11 protein-coding genes and 1 tRNA gene are annotated in these 15,213 nt (G+C 69.4%); 2 read left to right on the top strand and 10 right to left on the bottom strand.

Translation table 11 applies throughout. The annotated features are described in order from the left end of the window. Window positions 1-35: 35 nt before the first annotated feature. The 6 genes from QTI33_RS18015 to QTI33_RS17990 all read right to left on the bottom strand — a co-directional run bounded on the left by QTI33_RS18015 (window position 36) and on the right by QTI33_RS17990 (window position 10,292). Window positions 36-2,999, bottom strand: coding sequence for an FAD-dependent oxidoreductase (locus tag QTI33_RS18015; protein ID WP_286507538.1), 2,964 nt, complete (start codon window positions 2,997-2,999; stop codon window positions 36-38). A gap of 5 nt (window positions 3,000-3,004) precedes the next feature. Beyond that, window positions 3,005-3,925, bottom strand: a complete 921-nt coding sequence (locus QTI33_RS18010) for an encapsulin (protein ID WP_286507537.1) — start codon at window positions 3,923-3,925, stop codon at window positions 3,005-3,007. Window positions 3,926-3,965: 40 nt separating this feature from the next. Then, window positions 3,966-4,868, bottom strand: a complete 903-nt coding sequence (locus QTI33_RS18005) for a DUF3237 domain-containing protein (protein ID WP_286507536.1) — start codon at window positions 4,866-4,868, stop codon at window positions 3,966-3,968. 1 nt (window position 4,869) lies between these two features. Continuing rightward, on the bottom strand, window positions 4,870-8,022 hold the full coding sequence (locus QTI33_RS18000) for an AAA family ATPase (protein ID WP_286507535.1): 3,153 nt from the start codon (window positions 8,020-8,022) through the stop codon (window positions 4,870-4,872). A 431-nt stretch (window positions 8,023-8,453) separates the two neighbouring features. Further along, a complete protein-coding gene (locus QTI33_RS17995) occupies window positions 8,454-9,743 on the bottom strand; it encodes a cupin-like domain-containing protein (protein WP_286507534.1) in 1,290 nt (429 codons plus the stop codon). A 126-nt stretch (window positions 9,744-9,869) separates the two neighbouring features. Next, window positions 9,870-10,292 (bottom strand): universal stress protein, encoded by a 423-nt coding sequence (locus QTI33_RS17990; RefSeq protein ID WP_286507744.1) that lies wholly within the window; start codon window positions 10,290-10,292, stop codon window positions 9,870-9,872. Between the two features lie 133 nt (window positions 10,293-10,425). Here QTI33_RS17990 and QTI33_RS17985 point away from each other — a divergent pair, with 133 nt between their 5' ends. Continuing rightward, window positions 10,426-10,932: a universal stress protein gene (locus tag QTI33_RS17985; RefSeq protein WP_286507532.1), complete on the top strand. Its 507-nt coding sequence runs from the start codon at window positions 10,426-10,428 to the stop codon at window positions 10,930-10,932. Between the two features lie 239 nt (window positions 10,933-11,171). Continuing rightward, complete coding sequence (locus QTI33_RS17980; RefSeq protein WP_286507530.1) at window positions 11,172-11,744, top strand: hemerythrin domain-containing protein; 573 nt, start codon at window positions 11,172-11,174, stop codon at window positions 11,742-11,744. A gap of 14 nt (window positions 11,745-11,758) precedes the next feature. On the opposite strand, the gene QTI33_RS17975 is transcribed toward QTI33_RS17980, so the two are convergent. From QTI33_RS17975 to pheT, 4 genes are all read right to left on the bottom strand, one after another. After that, window positions 11,759-11,835 (bottom strand) — tRNA-Pro (locus QTI33_RS17975). Between the two features lie 26 nt (window positions 11,836-11,861). After that, window positions 11,862-12,335, bottom strand: a complete 474-nt coding sequence (locus tag QTI33_RS17970; protein ID WP_286507529.1) for a MerR family transcriptional regulator — start codon at window positions 12,333-12,335, stop codon at window positions 11,862-11,864. Between the two features lie 63 nt (window positions 12,336-12,398). Further along, window positions 12,399-12,770, bottom strand: coding sequence for an integration host factor subunit alpha (locus QTI33_RS17965; RefSeq protein ID WP_286507527.1), 372 nt, complete (start codon window positions 12,768-12,770; stop codon window positions 12,399-12,401). Next, on the bottom strand, window positions 12,767-15,199 hold the full coding sequence (pheT, locus tag QTI33_RS17960; protein WP_286507526.1) for a phenylalanine--tRNA ligase subunit beta: 2,433 nt from the start codon (window positions 15,197-15,199) through the stop codon (window positions 12,767-12,769). Before pheT ends, QTI33_RS17965 begins: the two co-directional genes overlap by 4 nt. Window positions 15,200-15,213 lie beyond the last annotated feature (14 nt).

Here is a 15,213-nt window from a genome sequence, read left to right as displayed (position 1 = left end):
AAGAATGAGCCGGGAATGAGCGCCGCGCCGACGCCTTAGGAATCCCGCTGCACCAGGTAGCCCACGCTGGCCCGCAGCCAGTCCAGGTCCGGACCGGGAGGCACGCCGGCGAAGGCCGACAGGTCGAACTCCTTGGCCGCCGCCTCCGCCAGCGCGAGCGCCGATTGCCGCGCCCATTCGATGCTCCCGGTGCCCGCCACGATGTCGTGCATGCGGAACACCTCGCGCGGCAGCCGGCGCTCGCGCGGACGCGACAGGAAGTTGCTCATCCAGTCGCGCTCGGCCCGGCCGGCGTGGGCCAGCGCATGGGTCAGCACCAGGGTGCGCTTGCCCTCCCACAGGTCGCCATCGATCTCCTTGCCGTAGCGCGCTTCGTCGCCGCTCAGGTTGAGCACGTCGTCCGTGATCTGGAAGGCCAGGCCCAGCAGGTAGCCGAAGCGGTCGAAGCGGCCGAGGTTCGGATCCTCGGGGTCGGCCACCAGCGCGCCGATGCGCAATGGATGGATGAAGCTGTACCAGGCCGTCTTCTTCAAGGCCAGCCGCAGGTAGTCGTCGGTGCCGACCGAGAGGTCGTTGTCGCGCACCCAGCCCAGTTCCATCGCCTGGCCTTCGAGCGTCTCCATCAGCATGTGGTCGATCTCGTCGAGGATGCGCAGCGCGCCGGCCGGCCCGAGGAATTCCCCGCTGCGGCGCACCAGCCGCATGGCCAGCGCATTCATCGCGTCGCCGGTGTTCACGGCCAGCGGGATGCCGGCGCGCCGGTGCATGGTGGGCACGCCGCGCCGGAACTCGCTGCCGTCCTCGATGTCGTCGTGGACCAGGAAGGCGTTGTGCAGCATCTCGATGCCGGCCGCGGCGGGCAGCGCGTGCTCGGCCTGACCGCCCAGGGCGCGCGTCGTCGCCAGGCACAGGGCCGGCCGCAAGCCCTTGCCCGAACGCGACATGAAGTCCTTCACCAGCGCATACAGGTGGGTCTGCGGCTCCCAGTCGGGCACGCCGGACTCCAGCGTCTGGGTGACCATGCCGCGGTACCACGCCATGCGCTCGACGAAGCCGCCCGGCCCGGTGACGCCGCCGATGCCGGGCACGCGGTCGGTGACCCGCAGCACGTTGTCGAGCGGCGTCGGCACGTAGGCCGAACCATGGCGCACCGCGGGATCGGAACCGAGCCCGGTGCCGGCACCGTCGATCGCCTGGTCCATCGCATCGAGCGCATCGGCCACCGGCGTCACGTAGGGGCTGATCGCCGCCATCAGCGGGCGCACCTGGTCGAGCAGCGGCGACGCCGCGCGCAGGGCCTGCAGCGCCACCTGGGTCAGCGAGGCATCCCACGGCTGGCCGGCCCGGTGGCGCGCCGCGTCGTGCAGGCGCCAGGGCGTCAGCACTTCGACTTCCTGCAGCGGCCAGACCTCGCAGCGCGGGCCGGCGAACGCCGCGGCGTCGAGCAGTGCGTTGACCGCCCGCCGCGCCGCCTCGTTGGCCCCTTCCATCGTCGCCAGGTCGGTGTGCGTTCGCACGTAGTCGGACGCCAGGAACAGGTTCGGCAAGGCGGTCGCCGCCTCGGGCCGCAGCGCCCAGGTGTTGACCAGGTTCACCAGCAGCGGCTCGGCGTTGGCGAGGAAGCCGGGACGGGTGGGATCGGGGGCGGTGTCGGAATCGAGAAACCAGGAATGCAGGTCCTCGTCGCGCAGGATCTCCCGCGTGGCGTTGAGCGAGCGCTTGAGCTGCCGCCAGGTCTCGCGGGCCACCTCGTCGCGCGAGCACTGCATCGCCGGCCGTCCGTCCGGGCCGGGCGCGGTCCAGTCGGAGACATCGACCGAGATGATGTCCTTGACGTCGCCGCAGGCCAGCATGGTCGGCACCACGCTGCGCCAGAACGGAAACTGCGAAATGCTGGTCAAGGCCCACTCGGAGTCGATGTGGATCACGTGGCCGTGCACCTCGGGCACGTCGCGGTACAGGTAGTACTGCACGCCGTTCATCCATTCGACGTTGGGCGCCAGCGTGCGCAGGTTGGCCAGCGACGGGTCGGCGGCCAGCAGGTCGTCGTTCACCAGCACCGCCATGCGCTCGAGCGGCACGGCGGCGATGTAGTGATCGCCTTGCACGACGGTGCGCACACCCTGCTCCGTCACCACGATGCCGCTCACCTTGCCGCCGGCGCACAGGATCTGCTCGACCTCGGCATTGAAGTGGTACTGCACGCCGCGCGCCTGCAGCCAGCTCAGCCAGGGATCGATCCAGATCAGGTTGGTCGGGCCGTCCAGCACCCGGTCGGTCGAGCCGCCGGTCGGGTTGACGATGGTCAGCATCAGCTGCGCGAAGATGTCGCCGATGGTGCGGGCGCTGGCCCGCCGCGCCTTGGCCGCCACCAGCGAGCGCGTGATGCCGTCGCCGAGGAATTTCTGGTAGGCCGCCGAGCGCCCGTCGGCGCCGATGAAATCCCACCAGCTGATGCTCTCGTACTCGTCGAGCCGGCGCTGCTCGCACGAGGTCAGGATCTGCCAGATCCGGGAGCCGAAGAAGGCCAGGTCGTCGGGCGTGAGACCCGTCACGGGACCGAAGGCGAGCAGGATGTCGCGCAGCACGGTGCCGGCATCGCCGGGCGTCTGCGGAAAGTTCGCCGGCACCTCGAAGGCCGGCTGGTCGTACTGCGTGAAGCCGACCCGCGTCGTCGCCACCAGATGGTCCGCCACCGGCCGGCCGTCGAAGGACGGGATGCGGCGCATGGTGTCGACCACGTGCTTGTAGAAGCCCGGGAAGAAGCGAAAGCCATGCTCGCCCGGCAGCTGGTGTTCGATGGCGGCGACGCCGCGGTCGGCCAGTTCGTGGCCGGCGCCGCCGTCCTCGTTGTCGCTCACCGGGATGCTGCGCGCCTTGCCGCCCGCGATGTCGCGGCGCTCGAGCACGACCACCTCGAAGCCGCGCTCGATCAGCTCATGGGCGGCGCTCATGCCCGCCACGCCACCGCCGAGGATGACGACCCTTTGCGGTTTCATCTGCGCTATGTGCCCGAACCGGCCCCCGTCTCACCGACCTTGCCGGGTCCGAAATCCTTGCTGCCCTTGACGCGGATCACCTTGACCGCCTTGGCCTCCTTGATGCGCAGCAGGATCTTCTCGTAGACCCGGAAGACGAACTGCGGCTCGTCCGTGACCTGCAGGAAGTTGAGCGACACGTCGGTGGCGACCACCAGCTCGACCGGCTCCGCGCCCAGCGCCACCACCACCCCGGTCTCCGGCGGCAGCGTCGACGTGCGCACCAGCGGTCCGCCGCCGAGAAACGGAATGATCCGGTCCTGCGGCAGCACCAGCGACCCTGGATCGGGCGTCTGGACCTCGGTGAAGAAGTCGTGGCCGAAGGCGACCGCGAAGGGCCCGAAATGGCCATCCCCCTCGAGCTCGCCGATGCAGGCCGACACGGCGGTCACCAGCCGGTTCTCCTCGGTCTTCGGGCCGACAAGATAGGCCTCTGTCGGCGGACGGGCCTGCAGCAGCCCGTCGGTCTCCTGGCCGCCGAGCACCTGGGCTACCGGCGAAGCCTTCGGCGGCAGCTTGCCCGCGCCGGCCAGGCCGCCGAACACGATGGTGTCCTCGAGCCGCGCCAGGATGTTGGCCGCGCGCCGGAACAGCTGCAGCGCGCTGTCCATGTCCGGGTCCGCCATCTGCGCACCGCGCAGGAACACGCGGACCTGCAGCGTCGGCAGCTGGACCGTGGTCTTGTCCTCGATCTGCAGCTTGGCAGCACCGGCCTCGCCGTAGCTGATGGTGTCGGCCGTGACATAGTCGGTGTTCCCCGGCAACGGCCCCACCAGCGGCAGGAAACCCGCCGCGACCCGGGCCCGTGCCGCCTCCTCCTGGATCACCTTGCGCACGCGCGCCCATTGCTCGTCGGTCCATGGAACCTGCTGGTTGTTGTCCGCCATCTCAACTCCTTGTGTGTTTGCCCTCGAGAACCCGTTCCACTCAGCAGGCGCCGCCGGCGCCTTCGGGTGCGCGCGGCAGCCCCGAGGACGGCAGCGGCTGCCCGACCCGAATCGCGTAAAGATCGAACCGGACCAGCAGATCGGCCATCGTCACCCGGCCGACCGCGATGCACTGCAGCCGGTTCAGCCACAGCCAGTCGGGGTGCGAGGTGACGAACTGCGGCGCCAGCACCAGCGGCGGCAGCGGGTCGTAGTCGTTGCGCAGCGCGCGCTCGTAGCCGTCCGGCCCGAGGTCGAAGATGCCGTAGTAGCGCGACAGCAGCAGCGCGCCGTCGTCGGTCTCGTAGGTGATGCGCACGTCGGCGACGCCCACGCCGTCGCGGCGCACCAGCATCCAGTCGCCGCCCTCGCCGCGGATCCGGGCGTTGATCTTCGGCCCGTGGATCTCGCCCGAGGCGATGTAGAAGGTGATGTGCAGCCCATCGGGCGCCGGACCGAAGGACTCCGGCGGCTTCGCCAGCTGGACGGTGAAGGCGCCTAGGAAGTCCGTGCCCCAGTCGTAGCGGGGAACGGTGCCCGGCGCCTGCACCGGCGCTGGCAGCGCGTCACCGCCAGGGGCAGCGGCCGGCACGCCGCGCACGCTGCGGACCGGGAGTTCGGCCACCAGCTGTCCGGCCCGATAGAGGATCGGCGCGTAGTCCACCCGCTCCCCGGCTGCGCAGGGCGGCAGCTGGGCCCGGAAGCACTGGGCGCCGGCGTCGGCATGGCGGCCATCGGGCCAGGCGCGCACCGAGGGCCGCTGCACCCCGTTCACGCGCCGCTCGACGACCAGCCGATGGCTCGGATGGGCGGGCGAGACCTGCCACCAGACATCGAGCGGCGTGCCGGCCTCCACCTCCGGGCGCAAGGCGTCGAACGCCACCGGGGCCGAGGCCGGCTTCATCCTAGCGCCCACCGCCTTCGAGCAGCGCGCGGGCGGCGCGCAACTCGGGTTGATCGAAGCTGTCGCTGAATCGCTCGTAGCAGCGCCGGACGAGCGCCATGCCCTCGGCCGCGCGGCCGGTGCGCGCGAGCAGCGCCTGGCGCGACATCGCGGCGCGCAGTTCGAGCGACAGGGCCTGCTGGGCCCGCGCCGTCGCCAGGGCCTGCTCGAAGGCCGCCTCCGCCTGCGCCAGCGCGCCGGCCTGCAGGTGGATCTCGCCCATCAGCCGGAAGACGTCCGGCAGCAGCACGCCGACGTGGCCACGCCGGGCCGTCTCGGCCGTGGCGGCGAGCATCTCGAGCGCCTCCTCGTCGCGGCCGGCCGCGCGCAGGCCTTCGGCGTGGATCACGGCCACCGTCGGCCCCATCAGGTCGGAGCGCGTGGCCCGGAACAGCGCCACGCCCTCGAACAGTTCCCTCAGGCCGTCGCTGCGGTCGCCCAGCCGCAGGCGGGCCCAGCCGCTGCTCATGACGCCGACGGCATACCAGAGCTCCCACCCTTCCGCGCGGGCGAAGCTCTTGACCTCCGAGGCATGGCCGAGCATGCGCTGCGGGTCGTGGTGGAAAGTCAGCATGTAGCAGGCGACGCCGAGCGCATTGCTCAATGCCGACGGGTGGTCCAGGTCGCGCGCCATCGCGATCATGTGGTCGAGTTCCGCCAGCCCCTGGTCCTGGTGGCCCATCATCCACAGGCTGCTGGCCAGCCCGGCAACCATGTTGACGGTGGAGCTGATCTGGAAGGTGTTGGTGAGCGTGCGCTCCTGCTCCAGCGCGTAGAGCGCGATGCCGGCCTGCGCATGCGCGATGCACTCGGCCCATTCGCCGCGGTAGTAGTGCGTGTAGGCGACCGCATGGCGGCCGGTCACCTCCAGCATCGGGACGCCGCTGGCCAGCGCCATCGACAGCGCCTCGTTCGCCGTGTCGAGCGCCCGGTCGAGCTGGCCGCCGACGAAGAGATTCGTCCACAGCCCCCAGATCGGCTCATAGAGCCGGTCGGGCCGCTCCAGCAGATGGCTCAGGCTGCGGGCCCGCTCGCACGCCAGCGCCACCGTGGGCGAGGCCCAGCCGTAGAGCGTCATCAGCGTCGGTGCGATCGCGATCTGGAGCTCCAGCTCCTTGGTCAGCACCTCGTCCGAGGTCGGCAACTTGGCCAGGCCTTCGAGGGCCCGCGTGAAATGTCCGTGGGCCTCGGGAACGGCCATGCGGGTCAGGGCCCGCTGCCCGGCGGCGAACCAGTGGTCGCTGCTTTCCGCGTGATGGCCGGCACCCGACAAGTGGCGCGCGACGATCTCCGGCCGCAGCGCCACCTCGCCGCCGAAATCGGACAGCAGCACCCGCGCGATCCGTTCGTGGAAGCGCTGGCGCGTCGAGCGCAGCAGCGACTCGTAGGCGGCCATCTGGACCAGCGCGTGCTTGAAGACGAAGGTGGTGGGCGCGGCGGTGGACACCTGCCAGGCCAGGCCGGCGGACAGGATGCGCTGGAGATCGTCCGCCAGGTCCTTGTCGCTGCGCTCGCTGACCGCGCGCAGCTGGGCATAGGTGAACTCGCGCCCGATCGTGGCCGCGAGCTGCGCGGTGCCGCGCGCTTCGCCGAGCCGGTCGATGCGCGCCATCAGCGAGGCGTCGACGCTGGCCGGGATCAGGTCCGAGGGCAGCGCGCCCGTGAGCGCCCACGAATACTCGTTCTCCTGCAGCACGCCGGCCTCGATCACCGCCCGCGCCACCTCCTCGATGAACAGCGGCACGCCGTCGCAGCGCTGGGTGATCTCGCGGATCACGTCGCCCGGCACCGGCTTGCCGTGGGCGACATGGCGAACGACCGCCTCGACCTCGGCATGGTCGAGGCGCGAGACATCGACCAGGGGCGTGGCCTCGTCGTCCGGCCATGCCGCCTCGAACTCGGGCCGGGCCGTGAACAGGCCGAGCAGCGGCAGCCGGCGCGCGCGCGACACCAGCAGTTCGAGCACTTCGAGCGTTGACGGATCGGCCCAATGCAGATCCTCCGCCACCAGGATGGTCGGGTGGCGCGATGCGATGGCCTCGATGACGGCGACCAGCGTCTCGATCGTTCGGACGCGGCGGCGCGTGGGCGACAGCTCCAGGGCCGGATAGCGCTCGGCCACCGGGATCGACAGCAGCGCCGCCAGCAGCGGAGCCGCATCGGCGGCCCTGATGCCCAGCGCCGCCAGTTGCTGGTCGATGCGGCTGAGCCGTTCCTCCGGCTCGGTGGCGCCCGCCAGGCCCAGCACGCGTTCGAGCAGCTCGATGACCGGCAGGAACGCGCTGTTCTTCGCGAACTGGGTGCAGCGCACGGCGAGCACCGTGGTGTCCGCGCTCGCCACCTGGCCCCTGAACTCGGCGACCAGCCGCGATTTTCCGATGCCCGGCTCGCCGCGCACGGTGACGAAGCGCGCCGCACCGGATCTGGCCGCCGTCCAGTGCGCCGCCAGCAGCGCATGCTCGTGCCCGCGGCCGACGTAGAGGGTCAGCAGGTCGACCCGCTCCAGCCCCGGGACGACGCCGCCGGCGCGAGTGACGCGCCAGAGGCGGACCGCCGAAGCCACGCCCTTGAGCTCGAACTCGCCCCGCGGCTCGCCCTGGAAATGCTCGTGGGCGATGCGCCAGGTGGCTTCGGTGACCCACAGGGTGTCGGGCTCCGCGAGCGCCTGCACCCGCGATGCGATGTTGGGCGCATCGCCCATCGCGATGTTCTCGCGCCGGGCGCCGGTTCCGACCGGGCTGACCACGACCCGCCCGGTGTCGGCGCCGACCCGGATCCGCAGCCTGGCGCCCGACGGCCGCGCCGAGGCCTGGTTCAGCTGTTCGGTGCCCTGGAGGATTTCGAGGCCGCAGCTGACGGCCCGCCGGGCATCGTCCTCGTGCGCCCGCGGGAAGCCGAAATAGATCTGGACGCCATCGCCCAGGAACTGGGAGATATAGCCGTCGTACCGTTCGGCCGTCTCCTGGCAGACCCGCTGGAAGTCGCCCAGCATTTCATGCAGGTCTTCGGGGTCGAGCGTCTGCGACAGCGCGGTCGACCCGACGACGTCGCAAGTGAGCACCGTGATCTGCCGCCGCTCGCCATCGGCGCGCTGGACGGCGAAGTCCAGCAGCACCCCGCAGCCGCCGCAAAAGCGCGCAATCTCCGAATTGGCGAAAGCGCACGAGGGGCAAATCAACATTCACCCCCCGGCAACAGGTCGGCCCGCTGTCGTTGCTGCCAGGCTTGCGCCTCCTGTTCGAGAAGCGCATACGCCCGCGCGACGAGGTCGCCCGGATCGGTGCAAAAGGCATTGGGAGCAGCCACGGCGGCACTGGACCGATCCCGCAGTCCGCGAGGCGCCGCGCAGGCAGATTCATGCACGACAGGCGAACGAGAGAACGGCGTGCCGCCCTGGTAGTCCCTCCCTGGTTGTCGCAGGAGGTGCATAAATAGACTTTACCGAAGATTACTGACTGATACTAGTTTTGGTCAGTAAATAGAATTCAAAACCAAGGCCGTGCGTGGCGCGGCGGCATCGGTTGGCCGCTTCCCGCTTCGCCCTTGTTACCAGTTCCGGATGTCCGGGTTCTGGTAGCTGAAGTCGTTCGGCAGGTCGAGGTTGGAGTAGGAGAACGACAGGCTGATGTCCATCGACAGCACCTGGTGCCACCAGGCGAGCGGCAGGAACATCGTCTCGCCGGGCTCCACGACGACGTCCAGAACCTGGACCTCGCCGAAGAGCGGATAGCGGGCGAGGTCCGGGTTCTCGACGTCGACCGGGCTGAAGACGCCGTTGTAGTTGTAGAGCTTCGGCGTCTCCAGGGGCGAGACCAGGCGCCAGCGCTTGCGGCCGACCACCTGCGTGTGGAACAGCATGAGGGTGTCGTGATGCAGGGGCGTGGTGGTGCCGGCCGGCCCGAACCAGAACGACGAGCGGTGGCCGAGCTGCGAGCGGTCGCAGGCGGGCGGCAGCCGGCCGATGTCGTCCAAGAGCGGCGCGAACCCGGGACTGCGCAAGGCCTCGTTGTTGGCCGTCAGGTAGTAGTCGTTGGTCGGCCCGCCCGCGAGCACCCGGTCGACGAAGGGCCCCAGCTGCACGATCCGGCGATGTTCCAGCTTGTTCTCCTCGTAGTTCGGATCGGCGTTGCGGCCGTCCTGGATCTCGACGTCCAGATGGCCGAAGCGGCGCTTGAGGTCTTCGGGCGACCAGCGCTTCATGGCGCCCCAGTCCTTGGTGACGTCGGTCAGGACCACCGGACGGCAACCCCGCACGTAGCGCTCGACGAACTCGTCGCGCGACGGTGACTTGCGCTTCTCGACCACGCCATAGCGCGGCGCCGATGCCCACAGCTTCTGCAGGTTGGCCACCACCGTTTCGAGCTTGCGCTCGACCTTCTGCATCCGGCGGGCGGCGCGAAAGGCCGGGTCGCTCTCCATCCGGGCGATGGCCGCCTTCGCTTGCGCCGCGTCGATGCCGGCCGCCGTCATCGTCGAGAGCATCGAGTCGGGCGTGCATTCGCGCAGGCGGTTTTCGGCGATCCACTGAAGCCAGTCGTCGCTGACCGGCGCCTGCGCGCCGAGCTCGCGCGGCCGCGGCGCCGGCGGCAGCTCGGGGAGTTCGAGCCCGGCCTGCGATCGCCGCAGGATCTGCAGGGTCTCGGCGAAGACGGCATCCACGAAGGGCTTGTTGGGCGTGCCCGCGGGGATGCCCTTGTGGTCGTCGACGGCGCCCTCGATGACCTTGTCGATGAAGCCGCGGTTGCGCCGCTCGGCTTCCTGCAGCAGGGAATGAAGCAGGTAGGCCATGGCGCCCACCTGGGCGTTCTGGGTCCATTCAGCCGGGTCTGCGCTCATGCTCGCTCCGAAGATGATGGGTCGCTGGGGGTGGCCCCGACTGTCGCCCTTCAGCCCCGCCAGTGTCAAACCCCCGGAACGGCCTGCGCCCGGCTGCCCGCGGCGATGAACATGAACCCTTCCATGTCAGCGCACCAGCAGCACCGGCACCGTGCACTTCGCCAGCACCTTGGTGGCGACGGAGCCCAGCACCAGATTCTTCAGTGCCCCCACCCCGTGCGATCCCATGACCAGGAGATCGAAACGGCCCGATTCGGCATGGGCCGCGATCTCGTCCGCCGGATGGCCCACCTTGTGGACGAGCTCCGCCTCGATCCCCTGTTCGGCCAGTTGCGCCCGGACGGAATCGAGAACCACACGGGCATCGTCGTCGTAGTAGGCGCGCACGATCTCCGGCCCGGCGAACGCCGCCGCCCGGTGCGGCACCGGAAGGACGATGTGCAGCACCGTGAACGCATGCCCGGCCACCCATGAATCCTTGTGCGCTCCGAGGTAGGAAATCATTCGCTTCGTGTAGTCGCTGCCGTCGACGGCAAGAAGAACTTTCATGGCACCCTCCGGGGGAAGTCTGGATTCGCCAATGGTCGTCGCCCGGGCGCAGGCTTGTTTGCGCCAGATCAAGGCTCGGTGCTGCGGCGTCGGGATACTGAAGCCCTCACCACTGCATTCGGAAGGGGCTGACATGTACCAACGAATTCTGGTTCCCGTGGATGGCAGTCCGACGTCGGCGCGCGGGCTGGACGAGGCCATCCGCATCGCCAAGCTCACGCAAGGGCAGTTGCGGCTGCTCCACGTGATCGATGAACTGTCGTTCGCCCTGGCCATGGATGCCTATGCGGGCTTCGCCGGCGACTGGCTCGACACCCTGCGCGTCCAGGGCCGGACCCTCCTCGAAGGATGCAAGGCCACGGCGCAGGCCGCGGGCGTCGAAGCCGATGTCGCCTTGCGCGACACCTTTTCGGGATCGGTGCACGAACAGGTCACGGCCGAAGCCGCCGCCTGGCCCGCCGACCTGATCGTGCTCGGCACCCATGGGCGGCGCGGGGTCGGCCGGGTGGTGATGGGCAGCAGCGCCGAGAACATCCTGCGCTACGCCAGCGTGCCGGTCCTGCTGGTGCGCGCGTTGGCCGATTCGAAGGCGAAGTCCGAATCCCCGGCCGGGTTGGCCCGCCAGATCGAGAAAGCCTAGCACCTTGGCCGGATCGGCCGGCCAGCGGTGTGAAGCGGTTCCAGTCGACCGTCACCGGTCTTCCTTCGCGCGATACCGGCGATAGCGTGCGCGAGGCATCCGGGCACCGCCCCGCCGCCTCTTGATCTGCCTCGATGCGCCGCTCGGGACTTTGCAACTGCCTTGATCCAGATCGAAGAACCCGGCCGCCGATCGGCGTAGCCTGGCATCAGGGTCTGGGCAGGCCCTGGAGACAAATCATGACCAGTCAGATCGCGCAATGGCATGCCGAGCATGCCAACTTCTCCGTGCTTCTGGGCATTCTGGAGGAACAGGTCGCCAGCTTCCACGACGGCGGCAATCCGGACTACCACCTGATGCTCGACATCGTCTCCTACCTGCGAGAGTTCGGCGATTGCTTTCATCACCCGCGCGAAGACGCGGCCTTCACCTTGCTCGCGGCCCGCGATCCGCAGATGCGGCTGCCGATCAACCGGCTGCTCCAGGAGCACCGCGTGATTGCGGTGGCCGGAGAAGAACTGGTCGCCCACCTCAACGGCGTCATCAGCGATGCCTACGTCCTGCGCGCGACGGTGGAAGCGACGGCGGCGCTCTACCTTGCCTACTACCGGCACCACATTGCCACCGAGGAAAGACAAGTCCTCCCGCGTGCGCGGCTCCTGCTGAATGAACAGGACTGGGATGTCGTGGCCCGGGCGGCACCCGCGTGCCCGGATCCCTTGTTCGGGAACTCGCCAAGCGGAACCTACCTGCGGCTGAGCCGTGCGATCAGCGCCCAAAAGCACAAGGGGTCAGCCCCTTGCGAGAGCTAACCCCTTGATCGTATTGGTCGGTGTGAAAGGATTCGAACCTTCGACCCCTTGCACCCCATGCAAGTGCGCTACCAGGCTGCGCCACACACCGAAGCTCTCGATTATAGCCGCGCGAAATCAGTGACTCGTACCGAGCAGCTCACGAATTTCATTCAGTTCGCGCCGCAAGTAGAGCAATTGCGACAGATCGATGGCCCGCCCGGGCGCTTCGGCGCCCTCGGGCGGCGGCTCGATGCCGTCCTGCACGGCGGCATCGAACTCCTCCTGGTCGATCTCGATCGCCTCCATGCCCTCGAGCGGAACCTCGCCGGCGCGGCGCCGGTCGCGCTCGGTCTGGACCAGTTCCTGCAGCTTGTTGCGCGCGCCGCTGATGGTGAAGCCCTGGTCGTAGAGCAGGTCGCGGATGCGGCGGATCATGAGCACCTCGTGGTGCTGGTAGTAGCGCCGGTTGCCGCGCCGCTTCATCGGGCGAAGCTGCGTGAACTCCTGCTCCCAATAGCGCAGCACGTGCGGCTTGACGCCGCACAACTCGCCCACCTCACCGATCGTGAAGTAGCGTTTGACGGGGATCGGCGGGAGTGTTTTCTCCATTGAAATCAAGACAGTGCGAGCGAAACCTCATAGGTTACTCCACCGGCGCGCGGAGCACCAACGTTATTCGGCGCCCACGCTCCATTCGACCTCTTGCGGCGCCGCGGCGTCGATGCTTCCGTGGATTTGTTCCTTCAGCTTGGCGCTGGCGTGGAAGGTCGCCACGCGCCGCTCGCCGATCGGTATGGCCTCGCCGGTGCGCGGATTGCGCCCCGGCCGCGGCGCCTTGACGCGGATCTGGAAATTGCCGAAGCCCGAGATCTTGACGTCGGTGCCTTCGATCAGGCTGCCGGCGATCAGGTCGAAGAAGGCTTCCACCATGTCCTTGGACTCGCGCTTGTTCAGGCCGATCTGCTCGAACAGCAGGTCGGCCAGGTGCGCCTTGGTGAGCGCCGGCGTTTCAAGGGCTTCGAGCGTGAAATCCATGGCGTTCATACCCGCAGTCGGGCGCCGAGCCGGGCGCCGAGTTGATCGATGATCTTGCGCACCGCCGCTTCGACCTGTTCGTCGGTCAGCGCGCTGTCGCTGTTGAAGCCGAGCCGCACGGCCATGCTCTTCTCGCCCGCCGCCAGGCCGCCGCCCGCCACCGCGCCGTCGCGGCCGACCGTCGGGCGGTAAATGTCGAACAGCGCCAGATCGCGCAGCAGGCTGGCGTCCGAGGCGGCCCGGATCGCACCCATCAGCGCGTCGTGCGTGACCGCCTCGGCCACCACCAGCGCAAGGTCGCGCTCCACCGGCTGCTGCTTGGGCACCGGCTGCGCCACCGGCACCGGGCGCGCGCTCACCGCATCGAGCGCCAGCTCGAACAGGATCGGCGCCTGGGCGAAGTCCCACTTCTGGCGCCAGCGCGGATGCAGTTCGCCGACGACGCCGATCTCGCGGCCGTCGAGCAGCACGCGCGCCGCCCGCCCCGGATGCAGCGCCGGGTGTTCGGTCGGCTCGAAGGTCGGCACGCGGGGCGCCAGCAAGGCCTCGACGTCGCCCTTGATGTCGAAGAAGTCGACCCGTCCGGCCTTGCCTTCCCAGCGGCCCTCGGCCGCATCGCCCCAGGCCAGGCCGGCCAGCCGCATCGGCTGGTGGACGCCCTTGACGGTGCTGTCAGTGGTGACGACCGAAGCGTCGCGCAGGAACACGCGGCCGAGCTCGAACACCCGCACCTGCGTCGCCTTGCGGTCGAGGTTGAACTTCAGCACCTGCAGCAGCGAGCCGAGCAGCGACGAACGCATGACGCTCATCTGGCTGGCGATCGGGTTCAGCAGCTTGATCGGGTCGGCGTTGCCGGCCAGGTCCTGCTCCCAATGCGCTTCGACGAAGCTGAAGTTGATGGTCTCCTGGTAGCCCAGCGCGGCCACCCGATGGCGCAGCGAGAAGCGGCTGCGTTCGGCCTCCGGCGGGACGCGCGCGGTGATCGGGGCCAGCGGCGGCGTGGTCGGCAGGTTCTGGTAGCCGACCAGGCGGGCCACTTCCTCGATCAGGTCTTCCTCGATCAGCAGGTCGAAGCGATGCGGCGGCGGCGTGACCACCAGCGTGCCCTCGCCCTCCACCACCGGCAGCGCGAGCCGGCGCAAAGCATCGGCGCACTGGGCCTGCGTGAGCGGCATGCCGATCACGCGCGCCGCGCGCGCCACGCGCAGGGTCACGGGCCGGGCCTCGGGCAGGCGCAGGGTCTGGTCGTCCATCGCGCCGGCCACGCCGCCGCAGATCTCGGTCACCAGCTGCGTGATGCGCTCGATGATCTCGACGGTGCGGCTCGGGTCCACGCCGCGCTCGAAGCGATGCCCCGCATCGGTCGAGAAATTGAAGCGGCGCGAGCGGCCCTGGATGCTCTCGGGCCACCAGAAGGCGGCCTCGATGTAGATATTGCGGGTGTCGTCCGAGACCGCGGTGGCGTCGCCGCCCATGATGCCGGCCAGCGACTCGACCTCGCGCTCGTCGGCGATCACGCCGACCTTCTCGTCGACGGTGACGGTGTTGCCGTTGAGCAGCTTGAGCTGTTCGCCCGGCCGGCCCCAGCGCACCGTGAGCCCGCCATGGATCTTGTCGAGGTCGAAGATGTGGCTCGGCTGGCCGTACTCGAACATCACGTAGTTCGAGATGTCGACCAGCGGCGTCACGCTGCGCTGGCCGCAGCGCGCCAGCCGCTCGACCATCCAGGCCGGCGTCGCGACCTTCGTGTCGACCCCGCGCACGATGCGCCCGGAGAAGCGTCCGCACAGCTCGGGCGCTTCGACCCGGACCGCCAGCTTGTCGGTGGAGCCGACCGCCGACGGCGCGATCGCGGGCTTCTTCAGCGGCGCACCGGTCAGCGCCGCGAGTTCGCGCGCGATGCCGTAGACGCTCAGGCCATGCGCCAGGTTCGGCGTCAGCTTGAGGGTCAGCAGCGCATCGTCGAGCTTCAGCACCTCGCGAATGTCGGCGCCGATCGGCGCATCGGCGGCCAGTTCGAGCAGGCCGCCATGGTCGTCGCTGAGCTGGAGCTCGCGCGCCGAGCACAGCATGCCCTGGCTCTCGACGCCGCGCAGCTTGCCGAGCTTGATCAGGAAGGGCTTGCCGTCCTCGCCGGGCGGCAGTTCGGCGCCGACCAGCGCCAGCGGCACCTTGATGCCGACGCGCGCATTCGGCGCGCCGCAGACGATGTTGAGCAAGGCGCCCTGCCCGGCATCGACCTGGCACACGCGCAGGCGATCGGCGTTCGGGTGCTGGACGGCTTCCTTGATCTCGCCGACCACGATCTTGCTGAACGGCGGCGCCACCGGCCGCCGCTCCTCGACCTCGAAACCGCCCATCGTGAGCGTCTCGGCCAGGGCTTCGCTGCTGAGCTGCGGGTCGCAGAATTCGCGCAGCCAGGACTCGGGGAATTGCATCTCGTCGTACTCGT

Source organism: Variovorax davisae (genome assembly GCF_030316845.1).
GTDB classification, from domain to species: domain Bacteria; phylum Pseudomonadota; class Gammaproteobacteria; order Burkholderiales; family Burkholderiaceae_C; genus Variovorax; species Variovorax davisae.
The sequence above is the reverse complement of the archived record's forward strand: the minus strand, read 5'-3'. Positions and strand labels throughout refer to the sequence as shown.